The sequence below is a fragment of the Nocardioides terrigena genome (assembly GCF_003047265.1).
Classification (GTDB): domain Bacteria; phylum Actinomycetota; class Actinomycetes; order Propionibacteriales; family Nocardioidaceae; genus Nocardioides; species Nocardioides terrigena.
In genome coordinates this window covers 204,237-223,983 of the sequence record NZ_PZYY01000004.1, presented here as the reverse complement: position 1 = coordinate 223,983, position 19,747 = coordinate 204,237, and the positions used below count along the sequence as shown (strand labels likewise).

Genomic DNA, 19,747 nt, shown 5'->3' with positions numbered 1-19,747 from the left:
TGCCGCGCCGGTCCGTCCCTACCGTCGAGGGCAGGACTCGTCCGTGGGGGGCGGGGGGATCAAGGGGGAGATCGTCGTGTCCACACACTTCGCGACGCTGCGCACGCTGGACCTGGAGACCGGCCAAGCCGCCGGCCTGGGCGCACTAGGGATCCACACCATCGGCGACCTGCTCGCCTTCTCGCCGTTCCGGCACGCCCGGGCGGTCGCGGCCGCCCTCGAGGGGAGCCTGCGCCGCCACGAGGTCGACGTCTTCCTCGTCGCCCGCGTCCACGACCTCGAGCTCGACCGGGTCCTGGACGAGCCCTCGACCGCCCTGCGCGCGGTGGACACCGGGCTCGCGCCGCGGTTGGCCGCGCTGGGGCTCGACTCCGTCGGAGACCTCGCGCGCTACGCCCCGTTCGACGAGGCGGAGGACCTGGTGGCGTCGTACGTCGACGACTACCGCGACCCGGACGCGCCCCGGCTGCTGGTGCCACAGCCGCGCAGGTTCACCCGCAACTCCAAGTCCTTCGTCAGCTTCACCAAGCAGCGGGCGGTGCGGGGCCAGGACATGGTGAGCGACGGCGGGGACGCCGTCCTGGGCAACGTCTTCTGGTTCCCCGACAACCAACCTCCGGTGATCCACCTCGGTCACGCGGTGTCGTTCCGCCAGGACTGGATCTTCGAGGGCACCCACCTCGGGGAGCCGCGCGGCTCGGTCAACCTCTTCATGGGCCAGGACACGCAGGTGTCCGTGCTGGACTGGCGGCGCGCGGTCACGGCGGTGCGCACCGAGGACTCCACGACCGCCGAGCGACTGGCGAGCACGCTCTTCCACCAGCGGGCGGTCGACGAGGTCGCCCGGGCCACGGCCCAGGAGCACCAGTTCGGTGCGACGGGGTCCTTCGGCGCCAATGCCGCCACCTCCGGCAGCTTCGTGGCGGCCGGGGCGCTCGTCGGCGGCGTCGGCGGCGGTGCCACCGGCACGGTCGTCGGGCTCGGCATCGACGCCCTGACCGGCGGTGCGACCGGGGGCCTCGGCACCCTGGGCGGTGCCGTGATCGGCACCGCGGTCGGCAGCATGGTGGGAGCGGCGGCCGGCAGCCTGGTCACGACGGGCGCCACCACGCTGGGTTTCGTGGCCTCGGACGCCCGGGGCGCCCGGACGGTGATGGGTCGCTCGGCGCAGGACATCACCCAGACCACGGCACAGAACTCGTCGTCCATCCGATCGTTCTGGTCCAACATCGTTGCGCAGAACCTGGAGGAGGAGCAGCAGACGGTCCGCACCGACAGGGTGACCAACCACAACCGGATCCACGCCCTCAACGCGCTCTACTTCGAGGTCCTCAACGACTACCGGGTGACCCTCACGCCGACCGAGGTGCGCGGGTTGCTGTTCCTCCCCTTCCGGCCGATCACCTTCGACCGGGCCTCGCTCGAGCGCTACTGGTGGATCATCCGCACCGTCCTGGACGACGACGACCTGGTCGCGTTGCTCGACCTCCACTTCACGACGCTCACGCCGGCCCCCAGCCCGGGAGGACCGCCCGTCGAGCTGCCCCGGATCGAGGAGATCCGCACGGGCATCGTCGAGGTCGAGCTCAACTTCGACGGGTCCAGGATGGCCGAGTTCATCGCGGGCCTGGCCTTTCCGCTCGCGGTGTTCCTGAGACTGGTCTCGGGTCTCTCGCGGGACAACATCACCGTCGAGCTGGTGACGACCGGCGACGACGTCGAGCTCGAGCTCATCGACTCCGCGGACGACGACCCGAGCTTCGTCGGGCTCTACCGCGCGCGTGAGGTCACCGCCGTCCACACCATCACCGGGATACGAGTCCACAACGAGAACGACGAGTTCACCGTCGGCCTGGAGCTGGGGCCGATCGACGCGAGCGTCGACGTCAACGCGCTGCACTTCGAGGAGCTGACGGCGAGGCTGACGGTGCTGGACCGCGCGTCGTTCTCCGCCGCCCTCCCGGACCTGGGAGCACTGGAGGACGACCAGCGGCTCGGGACCGAGACCCTCACCGTCGGTGCACAACGGAGCAAGCTCGTCCGCTGGAACGTCGGGGACCGGCTCCGTGAGCAGTCACAGGCGTGGAGCAGCTGCGGGCCGAGCAGGAGGCGGCGGCCTCGGAGGCGGCCGCCCTCGAGGCCAAGGTCCAGCACCTGCTCGGGTTCCTCAACGCCCAGGCCTTCACGTTCACCCGCCTGGTGCTCGAGGGCACGGAGCGCGCCCAGCTGACCCGCGCCCCCTCGAGGCGGTGCGGATCGGCGGGATCGAGCTGAGCCAGGTCGCCTCCACCGATCCGGTCGGGTTCGCCGGGGAGCACGTCGTGCTCGCGCTCACCTGTGAGGACGCCGAGGACAGCGCCATCGGCGTGGACACCACCAAGCTGGAGGGTCAGCTGGCCCGGGTCGAACGTCTCGCGCTGTCGGACCGGGCGGCCGTCGCGGAGTTCTTCGCCGACACCCGCCGGTTCATCGACTCCTTCGTCGTCGCCTCGCGCGGCCAGGGCAACGGCTCGTCCACCGAGCGACGGCTCTTCACCGAGCTGCTCGAGCTGCGCCGCCTGCTCGCCTCGGCCTCGCCGGGACTGCGGCAGACGGCGGTTCTCGCGGCGATCCGCGACGTACGGCGCACGATCCGGGCCGGCACCCGCACCGACGACTTCACCTCACTGGTGTGCGAGTTCAACCGTGAGGTCCTGGCCGAGCTCGCCCCGACGCTCGGCGAGATCGCCACCGACGACGACGTCGCCCTGCCGTCGCCGGCGATCTTCATGGAGCCGGTGCTCAGCCACGCCAAGGGGGCGGAGCTCTACGACCTGCGCCGCAACTCCCACTACGAGCTGCTGACCGCGCCGGGCATCGGGGACGTCGACCCCAACGTCGTACGCGCCAGGGAGCTCGAGCTCACGCCGACCGACCCTGCTCGCACCCTCGAGCTGCTGAGGCCCCCCGAGCTCGCTCTCCCCGACTCGCTGGGCGCGGCGCTCGCCGAGGCGGGCAGGCTCGACCTGTCGTCGCTGATCAGCTCCAGCGCGACCAGCCTGACGTCGACGATCTCCACCGTCGCGGACCTGGCGACCGAGCTGGCCAGGGCCTCGACCCAGCTGACCGGGGACGCGCAGGAGCAGGCCCTCGACGCCGCGACCGAGGTGGCGGGCAAGGTCGCCGAGACGTTGCGGGCCACGGCCGCGGCCCCGCCCGTCGGGCCCGCACCACCCGCCGCGCCCCCCACTCCCGTGCCGGCCCCGCCCCCGGCGGCGACCACGTCGCAGGACCAGGCCCCGCGGGTCCGGGAGATGGACCGGATCGACCGTGACACCACGCTGACCCCCACGCAGCGGACGGAGCGCAAGCAGACGCTCGGCGTGCCGGTCGTCCCGGACCCGCAGCTCACCTCCTCGATCTCCGTGCAGTTCCTCGACGACCTGGGAGTCCCGATCACGGGTCAGTACCAGGCGTCGGTCGAGGGCTTCTCTCAGGATCCCAACGACGACCTCCTCCTGAGTGGCAGCGTGCCCCTCGACGTCTCCGACGGCATCCTGCGGATACCCGGGACCTTCCGGCTCACCCCCGGGCGTGGAGTGCAGCTCGAGGTCGACGCCCGCTTCGGCAGCGCCACCGTGCCCGGTGTCGTGCAGTTCCGCGTGCCCGCGACACCCGACCTGGTCGTCCAGTGCCGCATGCCGGTCAGGACGGAGACGGTCGTCGAGACCAGCGTCAAGAGGGCTGTGGACCGGGTGGTCGCCACCAGCGGCGTGGGCACCCTCTTCGAGGAGTTCATGTCGAGCCAGGTGTCGCTGCCGTTCCGCCTCGTCGAGCTGACCGGCACCGACTCGGCGGAGACATCGCTGGACCTCAAGCGGGAGTACGACGCCTCGCCGTCGAGCACCAGCGAGGAGAGCGGGGCGCCGAGCCAGCGAACGTTCAGGGTGACCACCCCCTTCGGCAGGTGGGCGATCACGCTCTTCGGTGCCTGAGCGGCGTACCCGGACAAGATTCCTGTCGCGGACGTGTCGCACCTGGGCGACCCCGTTCGTGGAGTGGGTGAAGGGCGCCCGATGAGTAGGGTTCCCACCGACGAGAGGAATCGCGATGTCCACCACCCAGTACCTGCTCGGAGTCCACCACGGCGACGAGATCAGCTGGCCCGAGGGCGTCACCGTCGACCAGGTCATGGCCGACGTCGACGCCTTCAACGTGAAGCTCCGCGAGCAGGGCCGGTGGGTCTTCGCCGGAGGCCTGCAGCCGGCGTCGTCCGCCACCGTCATCGACGCGACCGGCGCCGAGCCGGTCGTCACCGACGGCCCCTACGTCGAATCGAAGGAGTACCTCGGCGGCTTCTGGGTCATCGAGGCCGACGACCTCGACGAGGCCATGCGCTGGGGCACCGAGGCATCCGCGGCCTGCCACGGCCCGGTCGAGGTGCGTCCCTTCCAGTCCGAGTGAGCGCAGTCCTGACGGGCGCCGGGTGAGCGCGGGGGAGGCGCTGGCCCGGGTCGTGCGCGAGGAGCACGGCCGGATCGTCGGCGCGCTGGTCCGCCGGTACGGCGACGTCGACCTCGCCGAGGACGCCGTCGCGGAGGCCCTCGAGGTGGCCTGGCAGAAGTGGCCGGTCGACGGCGTCCCGCCCAACCCGGGCGCCTGGCTGACCACCACGGCGCACCGGCGGGCGCTCGACCGGCTGCGTCGCGAGTCCACGCGCACGGGCAGGGAGAGGGAGGCGACGGCGATGCTGGACACCCCGGCAGAACCCCTCGGCGTCGTCGACGACGACCGGCTCCGGCTGTTCTTCATGTGCTGCCACCCGTCGCTGGCGCTCGAGGCCCGGGTCGCCCTCACCCTGCGACTGGTGGCCGGGCTCAGCGTCGCCGAGATCGCCGCCGGCTTCCTCACCGAGGAGCGGGCGATGGCCCAGCGGATCACCCGCGCCAAGCGCAAGATCCGCGACGCCCGGATCCCCTTCCGGGTCCCCGAGCGCGAGGACCTGCCGGCCCGTCTGGCCGGCGTGCTCGCCGCGCTCTACCTCGCGTTCAACGAGGGCTACCTGTCGGTGGGCGACGAGAGCGGCAGCCGCCCCGACCTCGCCGACGAGGCCATCCGGCTGACCCGGCAGCTGGTGGCGATGCTGCCCGCCGAGCCGGAGGCGCAGGGGCTCCTCGCCCTGATGCTGCTGACCCGGGCCCGTGACGGTGCCCGCGTGGTCGACGGCCGTCTGGTCCCGCTCGACGAGCAGGACCGGGCTCGCTGGGACCCCGTGCGGCTGGCGGAGGGCCGCCTGCTCGTGCGGGCGCTGCTGGCGATCGGGCACCCCGGTCCCTACCAGGTGCAGGCCGCGATAAGCGCCGCGCACACCGACGAGGAGGTGCCGTGGGCGGAGGTGGTGGCGCTCTACGACCTGCTGCTGACGCTGGCGCCGAGTCCCGTCGTACGCCTCAACCGGGCCCTGGCGCTCGCGCACACCCAGGGACCGGAGGCGGCGCTGGAGCTGGTCGACGACCTGGACCTCGCGTCGTACCACCCCTGGCACGTGGCCCGTGCCCACCTGCTGCACCTGCTCGGTCGGGACGCGGAGTCGCGCGCCGCGCTCGAGGCGGCCCTGGCGCTGGACCCGACCCCGCTCGAGCGCGCCCACCTCGAGCGGCTGCGTGCGACCGGGGGCACCGGACCCCCGTCCTGAGCGAGCCTCAGGCCCGGACCGGGCTCGACTCGTCGAGGTCGTCGAGCTCGTCCTCGAGGGTGCGCCCGCCCAGGTGCGGCCGGACCAGCTTCTCGCCCTCGACGTCCACGTCGGGCAGCAGGCGGTCGAGCCACGCAGGCAGCCACCAGGCCTTCTCGCCGAGCAGGTACATCAGGGCCGGGATCAGCGTCATCCGGACGATGAACGCGTCGAAGAAGACCGCGACCGCGAGGGCGAAGCCCATCGACTTGATGATCGGCTCGTCGATCAGGATGAACGCGGCGAACACCGAGATCATGATGACGCCGGCCGCGGCGACCACGCGGGCGCTGTTGCGGAAGCCGTCGACCACCGCGTCGTGGGTCGACATGCCGTGGACGTGCGCCTCACGCATCCGGGTGACCAGGAAGACCTGGTAGTCCATCGCGAGCCCGAAGACCAGGCCGATCAGGAAGATCGGCATGAAGCTGACGATGGGCTGTCCCTCGACGATCCCGAACATGCCCTCCTGGAAGACCGCGACCGTGACGCCCAGCGTGGCGAGCACGGAGAGCAGGAAGCCGAGGGTGGCGGTGAGCGGGACCAGGATCGACCGGAAGACGATCATCAGCAGCACGAAGGCGAGGCCGACCACCACGGCGAGGTAGACGGGCAGGGCGCTGCTGAGGCGCTCGGACACGTCCGTGGTGATGGCGGTCAGCCCGGTCACGCCGGTGGTCGTCCCGGTCGACTCCTCGATCTCCGCCTGCTCGGCGCGCAGCGTCGTGAGGAGGTCCTCGGTGGCGGTGTCCTCCGGCCCGGTCGCGGGCGTGATGAGCACGGTGGCCCCGGTGCCCTGCTCGTTGGTCCCCACGACCTGGGCGTGGGCGACGTCGTCCTGGCCGGCGGCCCAGGCGGCCACCTCGCCGAAGGCGGCGCCGCGGTCGGCCTCGGGCACGTCGCGGGCGTCCACGACGGCCAGCATGGGGGCGTCCCGTCCCGGGCCGAAGGCGTCGGCCACCAGGTCGGACGCCTGGCGCTGCGTGGTGTCCACGGACGCGGTGCTGTCGCTCGGGAAGGCCAGGTGCAGGCTCTGCAGCGGCAGGGCCAGGGCGCCGAGGCCGATCACGACGACGACCACGACCGCGACGGGGGCCCGCGCGATGGTCCGTGCCCAGCGGACGCCGTTGTTGAGGACGAGGCCGTCCGCGTCCCGCTTCGGCCGGTAGTGGCGCACGCGGCCGCCGAACGCCTTGGACTTGGTCATGCCGAGGAGGGCGGGGAGCAGGGTGAGGGCGACCAGGACCGCGATGAAGACGGTGGCCGCGGCCGCGATGCCCATGCTCGCGAGGAACGGGATGCCCACGACGAGGAGCGCCGTCAGCGCGATGATGACGGTGAGACCGGCGAAGACGACCGCGGAGCCGGCGGTGCCGACCGCGATGCCGACGGCCTCCTCCCGGTCGTCGGTGTGCTGCAGCTCGTTGCGGTAGCGGGCCAGGATGAAGAGCGCGTAGTCGATCCCGACCGCGAGCCCGATCATGGTGGCCAGCATCGGGGTGGTGGAGCCGATGTCGATGAAGGCGGTCATCGCGGTGACGCCCATGATCCCGAGCCCGACGCCGACCAGGGCGGTGAGGATGGGGAGCCCGGCGGCGACGAGCGAGCCGAAGGTCAGGATGAGCACGAGCAGGGCGACGGCGATGCCGATCAGCTCCGACGTACCACCGAGGTGGATCATGCCGGTGGTGCCGGACCCGTTGGCCTCGACGGTGAGGCCGTCCCCGCGGGCGTCGTCCATGACGTCCATGAGGGCGTCGATGGTGGCCGGCTCGACGTCGGCGACCGAGTCGACGTCGAAGTCCCACTGCACGAGACCGACCCGGCCGTCCTCGCTGAGCGGCGACAGCGCTGCGGCGTCCACGCGGGCGTCCGCGACCGGCGAGCCGGCGTCGCGTGCGGCTTGGACCATCGCCTCCTCCTGTGCCTGCGCCGCCTCGACGGGTCCCGCCAGCGGGGCCTCGGGCATCTGCGGCAGCGCGGCCAGGTCCTGGACCAGGGCGTCGACGCGGTCGGCGTACGCGCGGTCGGACAGCGTGCTGCCCTCGGGCACGGCGACGACCACCTTGACGCTCGCCTGGTCGAAGGCGTCGACCGCGTCGGGGAAGAGCTCCGACTGGAGGTCGGCGGCCTTCTCCGAGGGGATGCCGGGGATCGAGAAGGCGTCGGTCATCGGCTTGGACATCGTCGCCGCGAAGGCGCCGACGGCCAGCACGGCGACGATCCAGCCGGCGAGGAAGAGCGGCCAGCGCCGGAAGGCGGTCTTGCCGAGACGGTGCAGCAGGGTGGCCATGAGGGCTCCAGGTCGGGTGATGAGGGACGGATCAGGGGGTGGAACGGGGGTGGTGCCCCGGTGGTCAGGCGAGCAGGTCGCGGGCCATGCGGAGCTGCTCGGTGAAGACGTCGGCGAGGGGGACCTCGAGGTCCGGGTCGCCGCCGTCGGACGTCATGCACCCGTCGAAGAGGGCGACGAGGAGCCGGAGCAGCAGGCGGGCACGTTCGGCACCGAAGTCGTTCCCCTCGCGGGCGAGGATCACGTCGACGAACTCCCCGGTGAGCTGCTCGAAGCGCTCGTGGGCGGCCATGATCAAGCGCGGCGTGGTGGTGACGAGGCGACGACCCCGCTCCATCTCCTCGCGGGTGAGGAGCTCGGAGCTGAGGAACACCGAGGCCAGCTCGCCGACGTCGTCGACGAGGTGACCGTGCGGCCCGCCCTCGAGGAAGGTGGTGACGGCGCTCTCGGGGATCTGCGGAGGGTTGCCGAGGACGGCGTCGATCTTGCTGGGGAAGTAGTTGAACAGCGTCCGGCGGGACACGTCGGCGGCCTCGGCGAGCTCGTCCATGGTGAAGCCGTCCAGCCCGAGCTCCTCGGTGAGGCGCTGTGCGCACACCGTGATGCGGCGCTCGGTCTGCAGCCGCCGCTGCTCGCGACGCGTTGCACTCTGGGTCATGGAGTGCATTCTTGCACTCCATGGCTAGAAGTGCAGAATTATCGATCAGCCGAAGGCGGCCGCACCCAGGTCGGTCTCGCCGATCGCGATCGCGTCGACGATCCGGCGGGCGACGTCCTCGGGGGCCAGCCCCTGCGGCAGCCCGGGCGCCTGGCCCGAGAGGGGACGGGTGGCGAGACCGGTCTCGGTGTGCGGCGGCCGGACGTCGTGCACGGTGACCTTCGTCCGGCGCAGCTCGGTGCGCAGGGCGGTGGCGACGCCGCTGAGCGCGGCCTTGCTCGCGGAGTACGCCGCCATCCCCGGCAGCGGGCGCTCGGCGACGACCGCGCTGACCTGGAGGACGAAGCCCTGCGACTCCTCCAGCAGCGGCAGCAGGCGGCGGACGAGGAAGAGGGGTCCGACGACGTTGGTGAGGAAGAGCTCCTCGATCACCTCGTCGGGGGTGTCCACGAGCGGGCCGAAGGCGACGACGCCGGCCGCGTTGACCAGCCCGTCCAGCCCGCCGTACGCCGCCCGCGCGGCCTCCGCGATGGTGTCACCGGCCGTGGCGTCCCCGATGTCGGCCACCACCACGGGGGCGTCGATGCCCAGGGCCTCGAGCCGGGTCGCGTCGCGGCCGACGAGCAGCAGCCTCGCGCCGCGGCGTACGAGCTCGTGGGAGACCAGCGACCCGAGGGCGCCGCTCGCCCCGACGACTGCGATCCGGGCCCCGTCCAGCTCGCGTGCGCTCATGTCGGCGACAGTAGCCACCACCTGACTACCGTGGCGTTTCGTGTCGATGCCCTCACCGTCCCCCTCGTCGACGACGATCGCCGCGATCCACGTGGCCAAGGCGACCCGGCTGCCGATGCGCTCGGTCGAGCAGGTGGAGGCCGAGGCCGGGCGGGGGATCGTCGGCGACCGCTACCACGGCACGAAGCACCGGCACGTGACGGTGCAGAGCGCGACCGCGCTGGCCGAGTCGGCCGAGGTCTTCGGTCGTGACATCCCCGCCGCCCTCACCCGCCGCAACCTGACCGTCACCGGCGGCGTCGTGCCGCGGGAGCCCGGTGCGCGGATCCGGATCGGCGACGTGCTCCTCGAGGTCGTGCGGGTCGCTGCACCATGCAAGCTGCTGGACGACACGATCGGCGCCGGCGCCCAGGAGGCGCTGCGGCGTCGGGCCGGCTCGGTGTGCCGGGTGCTCGAGTCGGGCTCGATCCGGATCGGTGACGCGGTCGACCTGGACGCGCGCTGACGCGTGCACAGTGAAGGCAGTTGGCGCCGTCTCGGTCGTCGGCCACGCTCGGGACCGAGGGGAGCCCGCCCAACTGCCGTCACCGTGCACGGCGGGTGGTCTCGGGCCGGCGGTCAGGGACTCGACAGGGTCAGGTCTCCGATGGCGAGGTGCTGACGACGAGGGGCCCGGCTCCGCGGGCCGTCACTCGGACACCGGCGACCGGCGCGGGCCTGCGTGACCGCCGAGGCACGACCAGCGCCCGTCCGTGCGCACCCACACCTGCGTCATCGGCATCCGGAACGTCGCTGGCTCGTCGTCCCCCGACAGCACGACGTCGGTGACCTCGCAGCGGAGCACCGCGGTGTCGTCGACGACGACCACGTGCGGGTCGAGCATGGTCTGCGATCGCCACACCGTGTGCCCCTCGGTGTTGCGACGGACGTACTCGGCGCGGTCGTAGGTCTCCCCGACGTGGGCCGTCCACCGGAACTCCGGGTGGAGAAGGGCGACCAGCCGGTCGGCATCGCCGTCGGCCAGGGCGAGCGCCCGTGCCTCGGCAGCCTCGATGACCTGGGATGCGGCGTCCATGCGCGTCAGGGTGTCAGACGGCGGGAGCTCGCGGGTTGTGGCCGTTCCATCTAGCGCCTGATCTCGCACAGGCTTGTCTTCTCGCCATTGACGCAGCGGTCGACGGCGCCGTTGCCGTCGAGGGTGTCGCGTCCGGGACCACCGTCAAGGAAGTCCCGGCCGTTGCCGCCGCCGAGGCTGTCATTCCCACCCAGGCCATGGGCCCGCACCGAGAACGCAGCACTCCCCACCGCAAAGCTGTCGTCCCGGTTGCTGCCGATGTAGGTCAGGCCCGTCTTCTTCCGTCCCTTGCCCTTCATGTGCAACGTCTCCACGCCACTGAGCCGCACCGACGCCCGATGCCCGGCAAGACTGATGCGCCGCTCGGAGACGTCGACGGTGATGCGCTGCTCGGGGACGGTGGAGGCAATGCGGACGGACATGTTGTCGCGACCGCTGCCACCGTCGAGGGCGTAGCGGCCCCGGTGGGTGTAGGTGGCGATGATGTGGTCGTTCCCGGCGCCCCCACGGACCGCCATGGCCCCGGACCCCTCGATGTGGAGCCAGTCGCGACCGGTGCCGCCGCTCACCGACCCGCGTGCCTCGCTGCTGCCGAACACATGGTCGTTGCCCGGCCCGGCGTCGACGGCGTCGCCACCGGAGAAGGAGATGCGGTCGCGTCCGTCGCCTGCCTCGACGACGTCCCGATCCTCCGGGGCGCCGTCCGCAGGGATGGTCTCGTCGGGCCAGATCACGTCATCGCCATCCCCGGCGACGATCGTGTCGGCTCCGGCTCCGGCCTTGAAGAAGTTCATCTCATCGGTGCCGGTGAGGTGGTCGTCGAAGGGCGACCCGATGACGCCGAAGGCGCCACCGACGACGATGGTGTCCCGGCCCTCACCTGTGGCCCGCCCGGTGGCCAGGTCCGCGGTGACTCCTGCCGCCGAGTCCGCGTAGGAGATCCGGTCGAGGCCGTCGACCGGATCGCCCTCCCACAGGTTGAGCGACTGGAGGTCCACGCCGATGTCGACGTGGTCATTGCCCGGGCCCGGTACGAGGAGGTCACCCGGGTAGCCGTTGTCGACGTCGTAATCGCCGTCGAGACCGCCGAAGAGCCGATCGTCACCCTCCCCACCGGTGAGGTGATCGCCGCCAGCGAGGCCGCAGATCACGTCGTTGCCGCCTGCTCCGTCGATCCGGTCGTGCCCCGACGTTCCCACGATCACATCGTCGCCCGGCGTCCCCACGACCGGGATGATCGGCCAGGTGGTCGGGACTGTCGCGACGATCGTGGCGGGACGCCCGTCGCACGACTGCTCGGCGGCGTGTGCTGGAGCCCCGGCTCCCATGGCGCCCACGACGGCCAGCGGGACCAGCAGGCCGATCAGTCCGGTGAGAGTCGTCGTGGCCTTGCGCATCATGCCTCCGTGAGTAGGGCGAACCAGTGGTTGTCGGCGGGTATGACGCAGCCAGGTGAGGAAGGGTTGTGGCCGTTCCCGCCGCCCGGTCGGCGCTTGCGGGAGGGGCAGCAGCCTGCACTCCGATCCCTTCTGTCTGGGGTCATGACGGCTTGCCCGGGTAGGCGTCGACGAGGGCTCGACCCGCAGCGGCGCCTCGCTCGGGCTCGAAGGCGCGCTTGTCCTGGGAAGACAGAGCCAGCAGCCGACTCTCGAGCTCCTCCGCCGCGGCGTACGGCGTCGGAGCATGTTGCACCGCACAGGGGTCGATCTCCTCGAGCACCCCGAGGGCGCGCAGGGAGGGCACGTCGTCGGCGACGGTCTCCTCGAAGACCCTGCGGAGGGCGTCTGGTCCCATCGGCTCGCCGGCGGCGATCGTGGCGCGCAGGCCGTCTGCGACGGGCGTGCGAGCAGACCGCACGGTGGCCCGGGTTCCTGAGCTGAGGAGGTTCCGCCACTTGCGCTCGAAGTCGCGTCCGGGCGGAGTCGCGTAGTGGAGCAACCGCAGCCACGGGGCCTCCAGGGCCGGAAGTGCTTGCCGGCGATCGTCCATGGCTCGGTGTATCCCGAGCCAGACGTCGTACGCCGGGCGGACGCCGATCTTGCCGTTGACGTGACCGTTGAAGTAGTGGTCGTTGCGCGGTCGGTCGACGAGTCCACGTGCGACGAGCTCGTTCAGGTCGTCCTTGGCGAGCCTCCTCTTGAAGAGGTGCTCGGACCCGGGGGACGGGTCCCACTGCGCAACCGCCTCCAGCACCTCGAGGCGAACGGCCCGGGCGTCAGGACCCAGGCTCGCGAGTCGTCGAGCATCGAGCTGGATGGCCTCGTCGCCGTCGATGTGGAAGACCCATGCGACGTCGCCCAGCCCGGCCGCGATCGCGCGGACTGCGTTGGCAGCGATGCGTTGACGACTGTTGAGCGCGTCCGGGCGACCCGGCCCCCACCACGGTCCTGCGGCGATGCCGGTGGTGTGGGGGTGCGATGACAGGAGCTCCAGAGACCCGGCGTCGTCGTCGTCCACGAAGACGACGAGGTGGTCGACACCGCCGGCGAGATTGCGGGTCACGAAGCGCTCGAGGTTGGCCACCGTGTCCTTGACGGTGCTGACCGTCCAGATCAACGAATCCACCGAGGCGCGGGGACGGAGGTCGGGGACACGATCTGCTGCCTCAGACCGGAGGTGTGGGGACGTGCATGCCGGACCGACGACGACGGCGGCGGTCGCTCGCGGTGAAGGCGGCCACCGGGCCCTTCTTCACTCCGGTGTGAGCGTTCGTGGCGTTGGTCATCGGGCCTCCGTGGCGTGTACGTCGAGCGGTGGGAACGCCGCTATGACGCCGCGTAGGCAGTGATGGTTGTGGGCAGCCGGGACTCGTGCGCCGAGGTGCTCGGTCCCCGAGCGTCACCAGCCCCCGGGGAAGCGCGCCGACCCGGCGACCACCACGAGGAGGACGGCCACGGCGATGCCCGCCGCCAGGAGCAGCTCCCGGCCCAGGTGGCGCCAGGGCGGGACGAGGAGCACGCCGAGCCCGACGACCGCCACGGCAACCGGCAACGCCAGGACCGCCGCCTGCTGCTCCGCGACACCCGTCACGACGCCGAGCACGACGCCGCCGGCGACCGCGCGGCGTACGGCGACCGGTCGATCCCCTCGTGGCAGGCCCACCACCGTGACCGCGCCTCCCGTGGCCAGCTGGTCGGGCGCGAGGACCCGCAGCAGCAGCGTCGCGGTGGCCGGGTCGGTCACGACGACGACGTCGCGGAAGCGGTCGCGCAGGGCGTCGCGCCGCACGAGATCGTCCAGCCGGTGACCACGGTCGGCAGGGGGGAAGCTCGCCGGCGCCAGCAGCACTTCGACCCTGGGCTCGATCCCGAGGGCGGAGACCACCCGCTTTGCCTCGGCCGTCGGGGCGGTGAGCACGACGGGGTCGCGCCCCAGGTCGTCCCGGACACGCTGCAGCTCGGCCTCGTCCGCGCTCGTGCTGACCACGAAGATGGGCTGGCGACCGGGCACGCCCGTGACGATAGCCGGGACGGGTGCCGCGGGGACGGGCGTGCCGCGTGCTGCTCAGGCCGGGACGGAGAGCCCGTCCAGCCAGGCCTGCCAGCCCGGCTCCTCGCGCCGTACGTAGTCCGCCGCGTCGGGGGAGAAGAGGTATGCCCGGACGCCCGTGGCCGACCTGCCGTCTCCCTCGCCGTGCGCGAAGACGCTGAGCATCCCCGGGACCGGTGCGGTGAGCCGGACCAGCGTCTGCCGCTCGCCGACCCGCTCCACCGTGCCGGTGGCACCCCGGACGTCGACCTCGGAGCCCACGTCACCCAGCCCGAGCGCGTGGTGGAGGGTCGACCAGAGCGTCTCCGCCTCGCCGGGGTGGGAGGCGGTGGCCTCGAGCATGGTGGCCTCCTGGCCGGGGAAGTGCGACAGGTAGAGGCGCAGGTTGTCGAAGAAGGGCTTCCAGCTGATGCCCATGTCGTCCCAGAACTCCGACTCCCAGTCGGCGCCGGTCCCGAAGCCGCTGCTGGTCACGCGCACGACACAGGTGCCGCCGGACTGCGCCTCGACGAGGAACTCGGAGGTCAGCGGGCTGAGCGCGTCCGGCTCCTGGCCCATGAGGGCCGCCCAGTCCTCCTCGTAGACGATGCGGCGCGGCGGGTCCCACTCGGTGACGTGGCCGTCCGAGCCCATCTCGGGACCCATGGTGAAGTGCAGGGACCCGCCCGCGCGCTCCTCCATCTCGGTCGGCAGGAACCAGGCGCTCATGCCCCGGGCGGTGGCGACGGCCTGCCAGACCTGCTCCGGGGTGCCCGGCACCTCGACGCTGAACTGCAGGCGGTAGGGGACGTTCGGGATCGTGCTCATGAGTACTCCTCGGGAAGGGGGTGGGACGCGACGACGAGCCGGTGGGGGCGCCCGTCGTCGTGGTGGTAGCGGGCGGCCAGGTCGAGCACGGCCGCGGTCAGGTCGTCCGCGAAGGCGGCCCGGTCGGCGGCCGAGCGGAAGCTGATCTGCGTGTCGATGGTCAGCGTCGGCAGGCGCTTGCCGGACGCGCCTGCCCGGCGCGCGAGGGTGCCGACCTCGCGCACCAGGCGACCGGCCAGCGCGACGAGGTAGCCCGCCGACAGGTGGTCCGCGTTGGCGTCGGGATCGGCCGCGGAGGCGCTGACGGCCGCCGGCGACACGACGTACGACGACGCCGACGCCTGCAGGACCCTCTCGGTGATCCCGCCGTGCCGGCGCTCCTCGGACAGCTCCACCAGGCCGTGCGCCTCGAGCGACTTGAGGTGGTAGTTGACCTTCTGACGGGTGATCCCGACCCGGGCGGCGAGCCCGGCGGCGGAGGCCGGGACGGCCAGCTCGCTGAGCAACCGGGCCCGGACCGGGTCCAGGGCGGCGGCTGCCGCCTCCGCGTCCTCGATGACTTCGACGTCGTGCATGGGGTCCACGATCCGCTTGACAAGAATTATTGTCCAGGGTGGGTCAGGTCCTTCTGGTGTCTCGTTCGCCCGCATCGTGACCACGTTCCGGGGACGTAGGGTCCAGGCGTGAGCCGCGTGATCTTCATGTGCGGCCCCTCGGGGGCCGGGAAGTCGACCCATGCCCAGCGCCTGGAGAGTGAGGGCATGGTGCGCCTGTCCTTCGACGTCGAGATGTGGCGTCGAGGGATGTCGAGCGTGCCCCTGCCTGCGGACGTCCGTGCCGAGATCGAGGCTGACCTGCGGGCGCGGCTGCTGGATCTCGTCGCGCACGGCGCCGACGTCGTCCTCGACTTCTCGTTCTGGTCCCGACGGATGCGCGACGACTACCGCGAGCTGCTCGAGCCGACCGGCGTCGTGCCCGAGACCATCTACCTGGCGACCGATCGCGACACGGTCCTGAGGCGGATGAGGGCAAGGCGCGGCAGTCACTCCGACGACTTCGTGCTCACCGACGACCTCGTCGCCGAGTACTTCGACCACTTCGAGCCGCCGACGCCGGACGAAGGCCCGCTCACCGTCATTCGGTGAGCGAGGCGACGCTGTTCTGCGGCCGTGCACCTCGTGGGACATGCCCCATCAGTACGACGCCTCGAGCGCGCCGGCACGTCGCCGTCCGGGTGCGCCGGGGTTTGACGAACTCTTGACCGATTCCTGCCGTAATTCGAACACACGTTCGAGTAGCATGGTGCCACGGAACTGGTCCCCGCTCGTGGGGACGCTCAGGAGCCGATCAGCGGGGGGCTGAGATGACGACCGGACACCTGGTCCAGGAGTGTGGCGAGGCGATCGCTGCGGCCCTGGACAAGGCGGACGCGGTCGAGCTGCTCTACCTCTCACCGGCCGACAAGGCAGCAGCGATGCGGGAGTTCGCCCGGTTGTCGGCTCGTGTCGACGCGACCCGACTCAGGTTGATGGCGGTCGCTGACGAGGTGACCGAGGAGAAGGGTGACCGCGACGTCGCGGCGTGGTGCCAGCGCGAGCTCCTCGTCGACCGCGGTGCCGCCCGCCACGACATGACCCTCGCGGGGGCACTCGAGCACCGGTGGACGGTCCTGGCCCAGGCCCACCGGTCGGGTGAGGTGTCGACGGCGCAGGCCGACGTGATCGCCCGGGCGTTGGACGACCTCCCCGACGAAACCCCGGCCGGTGTGGTCGTGAACGCGGAGAAGGCTCTGGTGGAGTACGCGGCGACGTTCGCGCCGAAGGAGCTCCGCCGGCTCGGCAGCCGGATCCTCGACATCGTCGCCCCGGAGGTGGGTGAGGAGCAGGAACGCAAGCGGCTCGAGGGTGAGGAACGGAAGGCCCGCAGGACCACCAGCCTCACGACCCGTTCTCACGGTGATGGGTCGACGACGATCCGGATCCGGGTCCCCGACGCGACCGCGGACCGGTTGCTGACGTACCTGCACGCGTGGACCAACCCCCGCAAGCACGACGGCGACCCGGCTGGGACGGCCGGCACGGGTGCCGGGACGAAGGTGTCGTACCCGACCCGCCTGGGTCATGCGTTCTGCGCCCTGTTGGAGCACCTCGACCCGAACAAGTTGCCCCGCCACGGCGGGACCGCGACGTCCGTGGTCGTGACGATGGACTACGACACGATGATCAGCGGCCTCGGGGTAGCGACGACCAACACCGGCGGACGGATCAGTGCCTCCGAAGCACGACGATTGATGTGCACCTCCCACGTGATCCCCGCGGTCCTGGGCGGTAAGTCCGAGGTCCTGGACCTCGGCAGGGGCGAGCGGCTCTACAAGTTGGGCCAGCGGCGGGCGATGGACCTCCGCGACCAGCACTGTCGGGCGGAGGGGTGTGACATCCCGGCGGCGTGGTGCGAGGCGCATCACCTGATCCCGTGGCTCAAGGGCGGCAAGACCGACCTCGCCGACGGGATCCTCCTCTGCTCGCACCACCACCATCGCGCCCACGACGACCGGTACCTCCACGACCGCCTCCCCAACGGCGACCTCCGGTTCCACCGCCGCAGATAGGCCGACCGTCAACATGGCGGTTCATCTGGACCACCGTGATCGGGACGAGGTCGAGGAATCAGCGGTCGCGTCGCGCCCGCAGGACCTGGTCTGCCGTGTGGTGCGCGCCAGGACCTTCGACCGGCGCACGCTCGACGACCGCGGCGTACTCGACCGTCCAGTCGTCGCCCGGGAGCGCAGCCAGCAGGTCGTCGTGGCCGACGTAGTCGTCCGGGTCGAAACCGCGCTCCAGTGCCTGCGCCCGGTCCACCGACGCGTGGTGCACCACGAGCAGCGTGCCTCGGGGCGCGACCGCGCCGAGGAGGGTGGACACGATCGAGCCGTCGCCGCGCAGGAGGGCGGGGTAGAACACACTGACCAGGTCGTACGCCGCGTCGGCCGGCAGGTCCTCGAGCCCGTGGTGGCGCCACTCGACCTCCACACCCGCGGCGTCGGCAGCGCGACCGGCGCGTTCCAGCGCGCGGCCGGAGACGTCGAGGCCGGTGACCTGCCAGCCCTGCCTGGCCAGCCAGATTGCGTCGCCGCCCTCACCGCACCCCACGTCGAGCACGGTCCCGACAGGGAGCCCGGACACCTCCCGGACCAGCGCCTCGTTGGGCCGACCGCTCCACAGTGGCTCGTCGCCGTACCGCTCGTCCCACTCGTGTCCGTGTCCGTGACCGTGCCCGTGCTCCCCTTCACCCATGGCCCGTAGTTTGGCAGCCATGGAATATCGATACCTCGGACACAGCGGGCTCAAGATCTCGGAGATCACCTACGGCAACTGGCTGACCCACGGGTCGCAGGTCGAGAACGACATCGCGACCCAGTGCGTGCAGGCCGCGCTCGACGCCGGCATCTCGACCTTCGACACCGCGGACGTCTACGCCAACACCGCCGCCGAGACCGTGCTCGGCGAAGCCCTCAAGGGCGAGCGGCGCGAGTCGCTGGAGATCTTCACCAAGGTCTACTGGCCGACCGGCCCCAAGGGCAAGAACGACACCGGCCTCTCCCGCAAGCACGTCATGGAGTCGATCAACGGATCGCTCACGCGGCTGCAGACCGACTACGTCGACCTCTACCAGGCCCACCGCTTCGACACCGAGACGCCGCTCGAGGAGACGATGCAGGCCTTCGCCGACATCGTCCGCCAGGGCAAGGCGCTCTACATCGGCGTCAGCGAGTGGACCGCCGACCAGATCCGCGCGGGCGTGGAGATGAGTCGCGAGCTCGGCTTCCAGCTGATCTCGAGCCAGCCGCAGTACTCCATGCTCTGGCGCGTCATCGAGGACGAGGTCGTCCCCGCCAGCGAGGAGCTCGGCGTCTCCCAGATCGTGTGGAGCCCGATCGCGCAGGGTGTGCTCACCGGCAAGTACGTGCCCGGCCAGCCGCTGCCCGAGGGCTCGCGCGCCACCGACGAGAAGGGCGGTGCCGACATGATCAAGCGCTTCATGAACGACGACGTCCTCACCCGCGTCCAGGCGCTCAAGCCCGTCGCCGACGAGGCCGGCCTGACGATGGCCCAGCTCGCCGTCGCCTGGGTGCTCCAGAACGACAACGTGGCCTCCGCGCTCGTCGGTGCCTCCCGGCCCGAGCAGGTCGGCGAGAACGTCAAGGCCGCCGGCGTGAAGCTCGACGCCGACGCGATGAAGGCGATCGACGACGCGCTCGGCGACGTCGTCGTGCGCGACCCGGCCATGACGCTGGCCAACGCGCCGCGGACCCGCGTGGTCTGAGTCGTACGCCGCACGCGTCCGCGCCGCCGATCCGGTCGGCGTCGCGGTCGCGCCGGCTCCTCGGTCGGTCGGCCTCGGGGTCAGTCCTCGACGCCGACCCCGAGGCGGTAGACGAGGTGCCCACCCAGGTACGCGCCCACGCCCGCCGTGGCGACCCCCGCGAGGGCCAGTCGGCGGGCGCCCCGTCGATTGCCGCGGCGGTGCCGGACCCAGGCCATGGAGAAGAGCGCGAGGGTCACGTCCATCGTCCCGGCGTGCACGATCGCGACCCGGGTCGCGGCGCCCGTGGTCGTCGCGAGGTCGTGTGCCCCGGTGATGGCGGTGGGGACCGCGGCCACGCAGCCGGTGAGCAGCAGGGCATCGACCGCGGCCGCGTGCTTCTCGCCGTCGACGAGGTCGAGCAGCACGGCCATCAGCCAGGCGCCCATCGGGACCTGCACGGCGACCGGGTGCACGCGGTGCCCCAGCCACTCGCCGCCGAGCAGGTCGTCCAGGGTGGACGAGTCGTTGAACTTGTCCTGCGCCAGGGACCGCGAGTAGTCGGCGAGCGGATCGAGCACCTCGGCGTCCTCGATGCGTCGTGCGAATGACTCGAGCAGGCTCATGCGGTCCTCCTGAGGATCGAGGTGAGGGTCGACGCCCGACAGTCGACCACGA

General features: G+C 71.7%; 19 protein-coding genes. 8 read left to right on the top strand and 11 right to left on the bottom strand.

Going from position 1 to position 19,747, the window contains the following annotated elements:
- Positions 1-76 precede the first annotated feature (76 nt).
- The 4 genes from DAE25_RS10350 (at position 77) to DAE25_RS10335 (ending at position 5,674) form a co-directional block, all read left to right on the top strand.
- Entirely contained in the window at positions 77-2,230 is a 2,154-nt protein-coding gene (locus DAE25_RS10350; RefSeq protein ID WP_159083671.1) for a hypothetical protein, read from the top strand.
- A gap of 19 nt (positions 2,231-2,249) precedes the next feature.
- On the top strand, positions 2,250-3,974 hold the full coding sequence (locus DAE25_RS10345; protein WP_107766128.1) for a hypothetical protein: 1,725 nt from the start codon (positions 2,250-2,252) through the stop codon (positions 3,972-3,974).
- Positions 3,975-4,089: 115 nt separating this feature from the next.
- A complete protein-coding gene (locus tag DAE25_RS10340; RefSeq protein ID WP_107766127.1) occupies positions 4,090-4,443 on the top strand; it encodes a YciI family protein in 354 nt (117 codons plus the stop codon).
- A 22-nt stretch (positions 4,444-4,465) separates the two neighbouring features.
- Positions 4,466-5,674: an RNA polymerase sigma factor gene (locus DAE25_RS10335; protein ID WP_107766126.1), complete on the top strand. Its 1,209-nt coding sequence runs from the start codon at positions 4,466-4,468 to the stop codon at positions 5,672-5,674.
- 7 nt (positions 5,675-5,681) lie between these two features.
- On the opposite strand, the gene DAE25_RS10330 is transcribed toward DAE25_RS10335, so the two are convergent.
- The 3 genes from DAE25_RS10330 to DAE25_RS10320 all read right to left on the bottom strand — a co-directional run bounded on the left by DAE25_RS10330 (position 5,682) and on the right by DAE25_RS10320 (position 9,396).
- The gene (locus tag DAE25_RS10330) at positions 5,682-8,006 is read right to left on the bottom strand and encodes an MMPL family transporter (protein WP_107766125.1); all 2,325 of its coding nucleotides are present in this window, start codon (positions 8,004-8,006) and stop codon (positions 5,682-5,684) included.
- 64 nt (positions 8,007-8,070) lie between these two features.
- Complete coding sequence (locus tag DAE25_RS10325) at positions 8,071-8,664, bottom strand: TetR/AcrR family transcriptional regulator (protein ID WP_159083670.1); 594 nt, start codon at positions 8,662-8,664, stop codon at positions 8,071-8,073.
- Between the two features lie 45 nt (positions 8,665-8,709).
- The gene (locus tag DAE25_RS10320; protein ID WP_107766123.1) at positions 8,710-9,396 is read right to left on the bottom strand and encodes an SDR family NAD(P)-dependent oxidoreductase; all 687 of its coding nucleotides are present in this window, start codon (positions 9,394-9,396) and stop codon (positions 8,710-8,712) included.
- 46 nt (positions 9,397-9,442) lie between these two features.
- Between DAE25_RS10320 and DAE25_RS10315 the strand changes: the two genes are divergently transcribed.
- Complete coding sequence (locus DAE25_RS10315) at positions 9,443-9,901, top strand: MOSC domain-containing protein (RefSeq protein WP_107766353.1); 459 nt, start codon at positions 9,443-9,445, stop codon at positions 9,899-9,901.
- A 183-nt stretch (positions 9,902-10,084) separates the two neighbouring features.
- Here the strand turns inward: DAE25_RS10315 and DAE25_RS10310 are convergent, their stop codons facing one another.
- The 6 genes from DAE25_RS10310 to DAE25_RS10285 form a co-directional block, all read right to left on the bottom strand.
- The gene (locus tag DAE25_RS10310) at positions 10,085-10,471 is read right to left on the bottom strand and encodes a nuclear transport factor 2 family protein (RefSeq protein WP_107766122.1); all 387 of its coding nucleotides are present in this window, start codon (positions 10,469-10,471) and stop codon (positions 10,085-10,087) included.
- A 50-nt stretch (positions 10,472-10,521) separates the two neighbouring features.
- Complete coding sequence (locus tag DAE25_RS10305; RefSeq protein ID WP_159083669.1) at positions 10,522-11,871, bottom strand: calcium-binding protein; 1,350 nt, start codon at positions 11,869-11,871, stop codon at positions 10,522-10,524.
- 139 nt (positions 11,872-12,010) lie between these two features.
- Entirely contained in the window at positions 12,011-13,036 is a 1,026-nt protein-coding gene (locus DAE25_RS10300; protein ID WP_107766120.1) for a glycosyltransferase family 2 protein, read from the bottom strand.
- A 273-nt stretch (positions 13,037-13,309) separates the two neighbouring features.
- Positions 13,310-13,921, bottom strand: coding sequence for a hypothetical protein (locus DAE25_RS10295; RefSeq protein ID WP_107766119.1), 612 nt, complete (start codon positions 13,919-13,921; stop codon positions 13,310-13,312).
- 54 nt (positions 13,922-13,975) lie between these two features.
- Entirely contained in the window at positions 13,976-14,767 is a 792-nt protein-coding gene (locus DAE25_RS10290) for an SRPBCC family protein (protein WP_107766118.1), read from the bottom strand.
- Positions 14,764-15,342 (bottom strand): ArsR/SmtB family transcription factor, encoded by a 579-nt coding sequence (locus DAE25_RS10285; RefSeq protein ID WP_107766117.1) that lies wholly within the window; start codon positions 15,340-15,342, stop codon positions 14,764-14,766. The genes DAE25_RS10290 and DAE25_RS10285 overlap by 4 nt, the downstream gene beginning before the upstream one ends.
- A 108-nt stretch (positions 15,343-15,450) precedes the next feature.
- Here DAE25_RS10285 and DAE25_RS10280 point away from each other — a divergent pair, with 108 nt between their 5' ends.
- Together DAE25_RS10280 and DAE25_RS10275 are read left to right on the top strand one after the other, a co-directional pair.
- The gene (locus tag DAE25_RS10280; RefSeq protein ID WP_199907527.1) at positions 15,451-15,912 is read left to right on the top strand and encodes an AAA family ATPase; all 462 of its coding nucleotides are present in this window, start codon (positions 15,451-15,453) and stop codon (positions 15,910-15,912) included.
- A gap of 218 nt (positions 15,913-16,130) precedes the next feature.
- Entirely contained in the window at positions 16,131-17,375 is a 1,245-nt protein-coding gene (locus DAE25_RS10275; protein WP_107766116.1) for an HNH endonuclease signature motif containing protein, read from the top strand.
- Positions 17,376-17,433: 58 nt separating this feature from the next.
- Here DAE25_RS10275 and DAE25_RS10270 read toward each other — a convergent pair whose 3' ends face one another.
- Complete coding sequence (locus tag DAE25_RS10270; RefSeq protein WP_199907526.1) at positions 17,434-18,060, bottom strand: class I SAM-dependent methyltransferase; 627 nt, start codon at positions 18,058-18,060, stop codon at positions 17,434-17,436.
- A gap of 19 nt (positions 18,061-18,079) precedes the next feature.
- Between DAE25_RS10270 and DAE25_RS10265 the strand changes: the two genes are divergently transcribed.
- Positions 18,080-19,090 carry an aldo/keto reductase family protein gene (locus DAE25_RS10265; RefSeq protein WP_107766114.1) on the top strand — a complete coding sequence of 337 codons (1,011 nt, stop codon included), beginning with the start codon at positions 18,080-18,082 and terminating at the stop codon, positions 19,088-19,090.
- 80 nt (positions 19,091-19,170) lie between these two features.
- Here DAE25_RS10265 and DAE25_RS10260 read toward each other — a convergent pair whose 3' ends face one another.
- Positions 19,171-19,695, bottom strand: coding sequence for a DUF2231 domain-containing protein (locus DAE25_RS10260; RefSeq protein WP_107766113.1), 525 nt, complete (start codon positions 19,693-19,695; stop codon positions 19,171-19,173).
- Between the last annotated feature and the right edge of the window lie 52 nt (positions 19,696-19,747).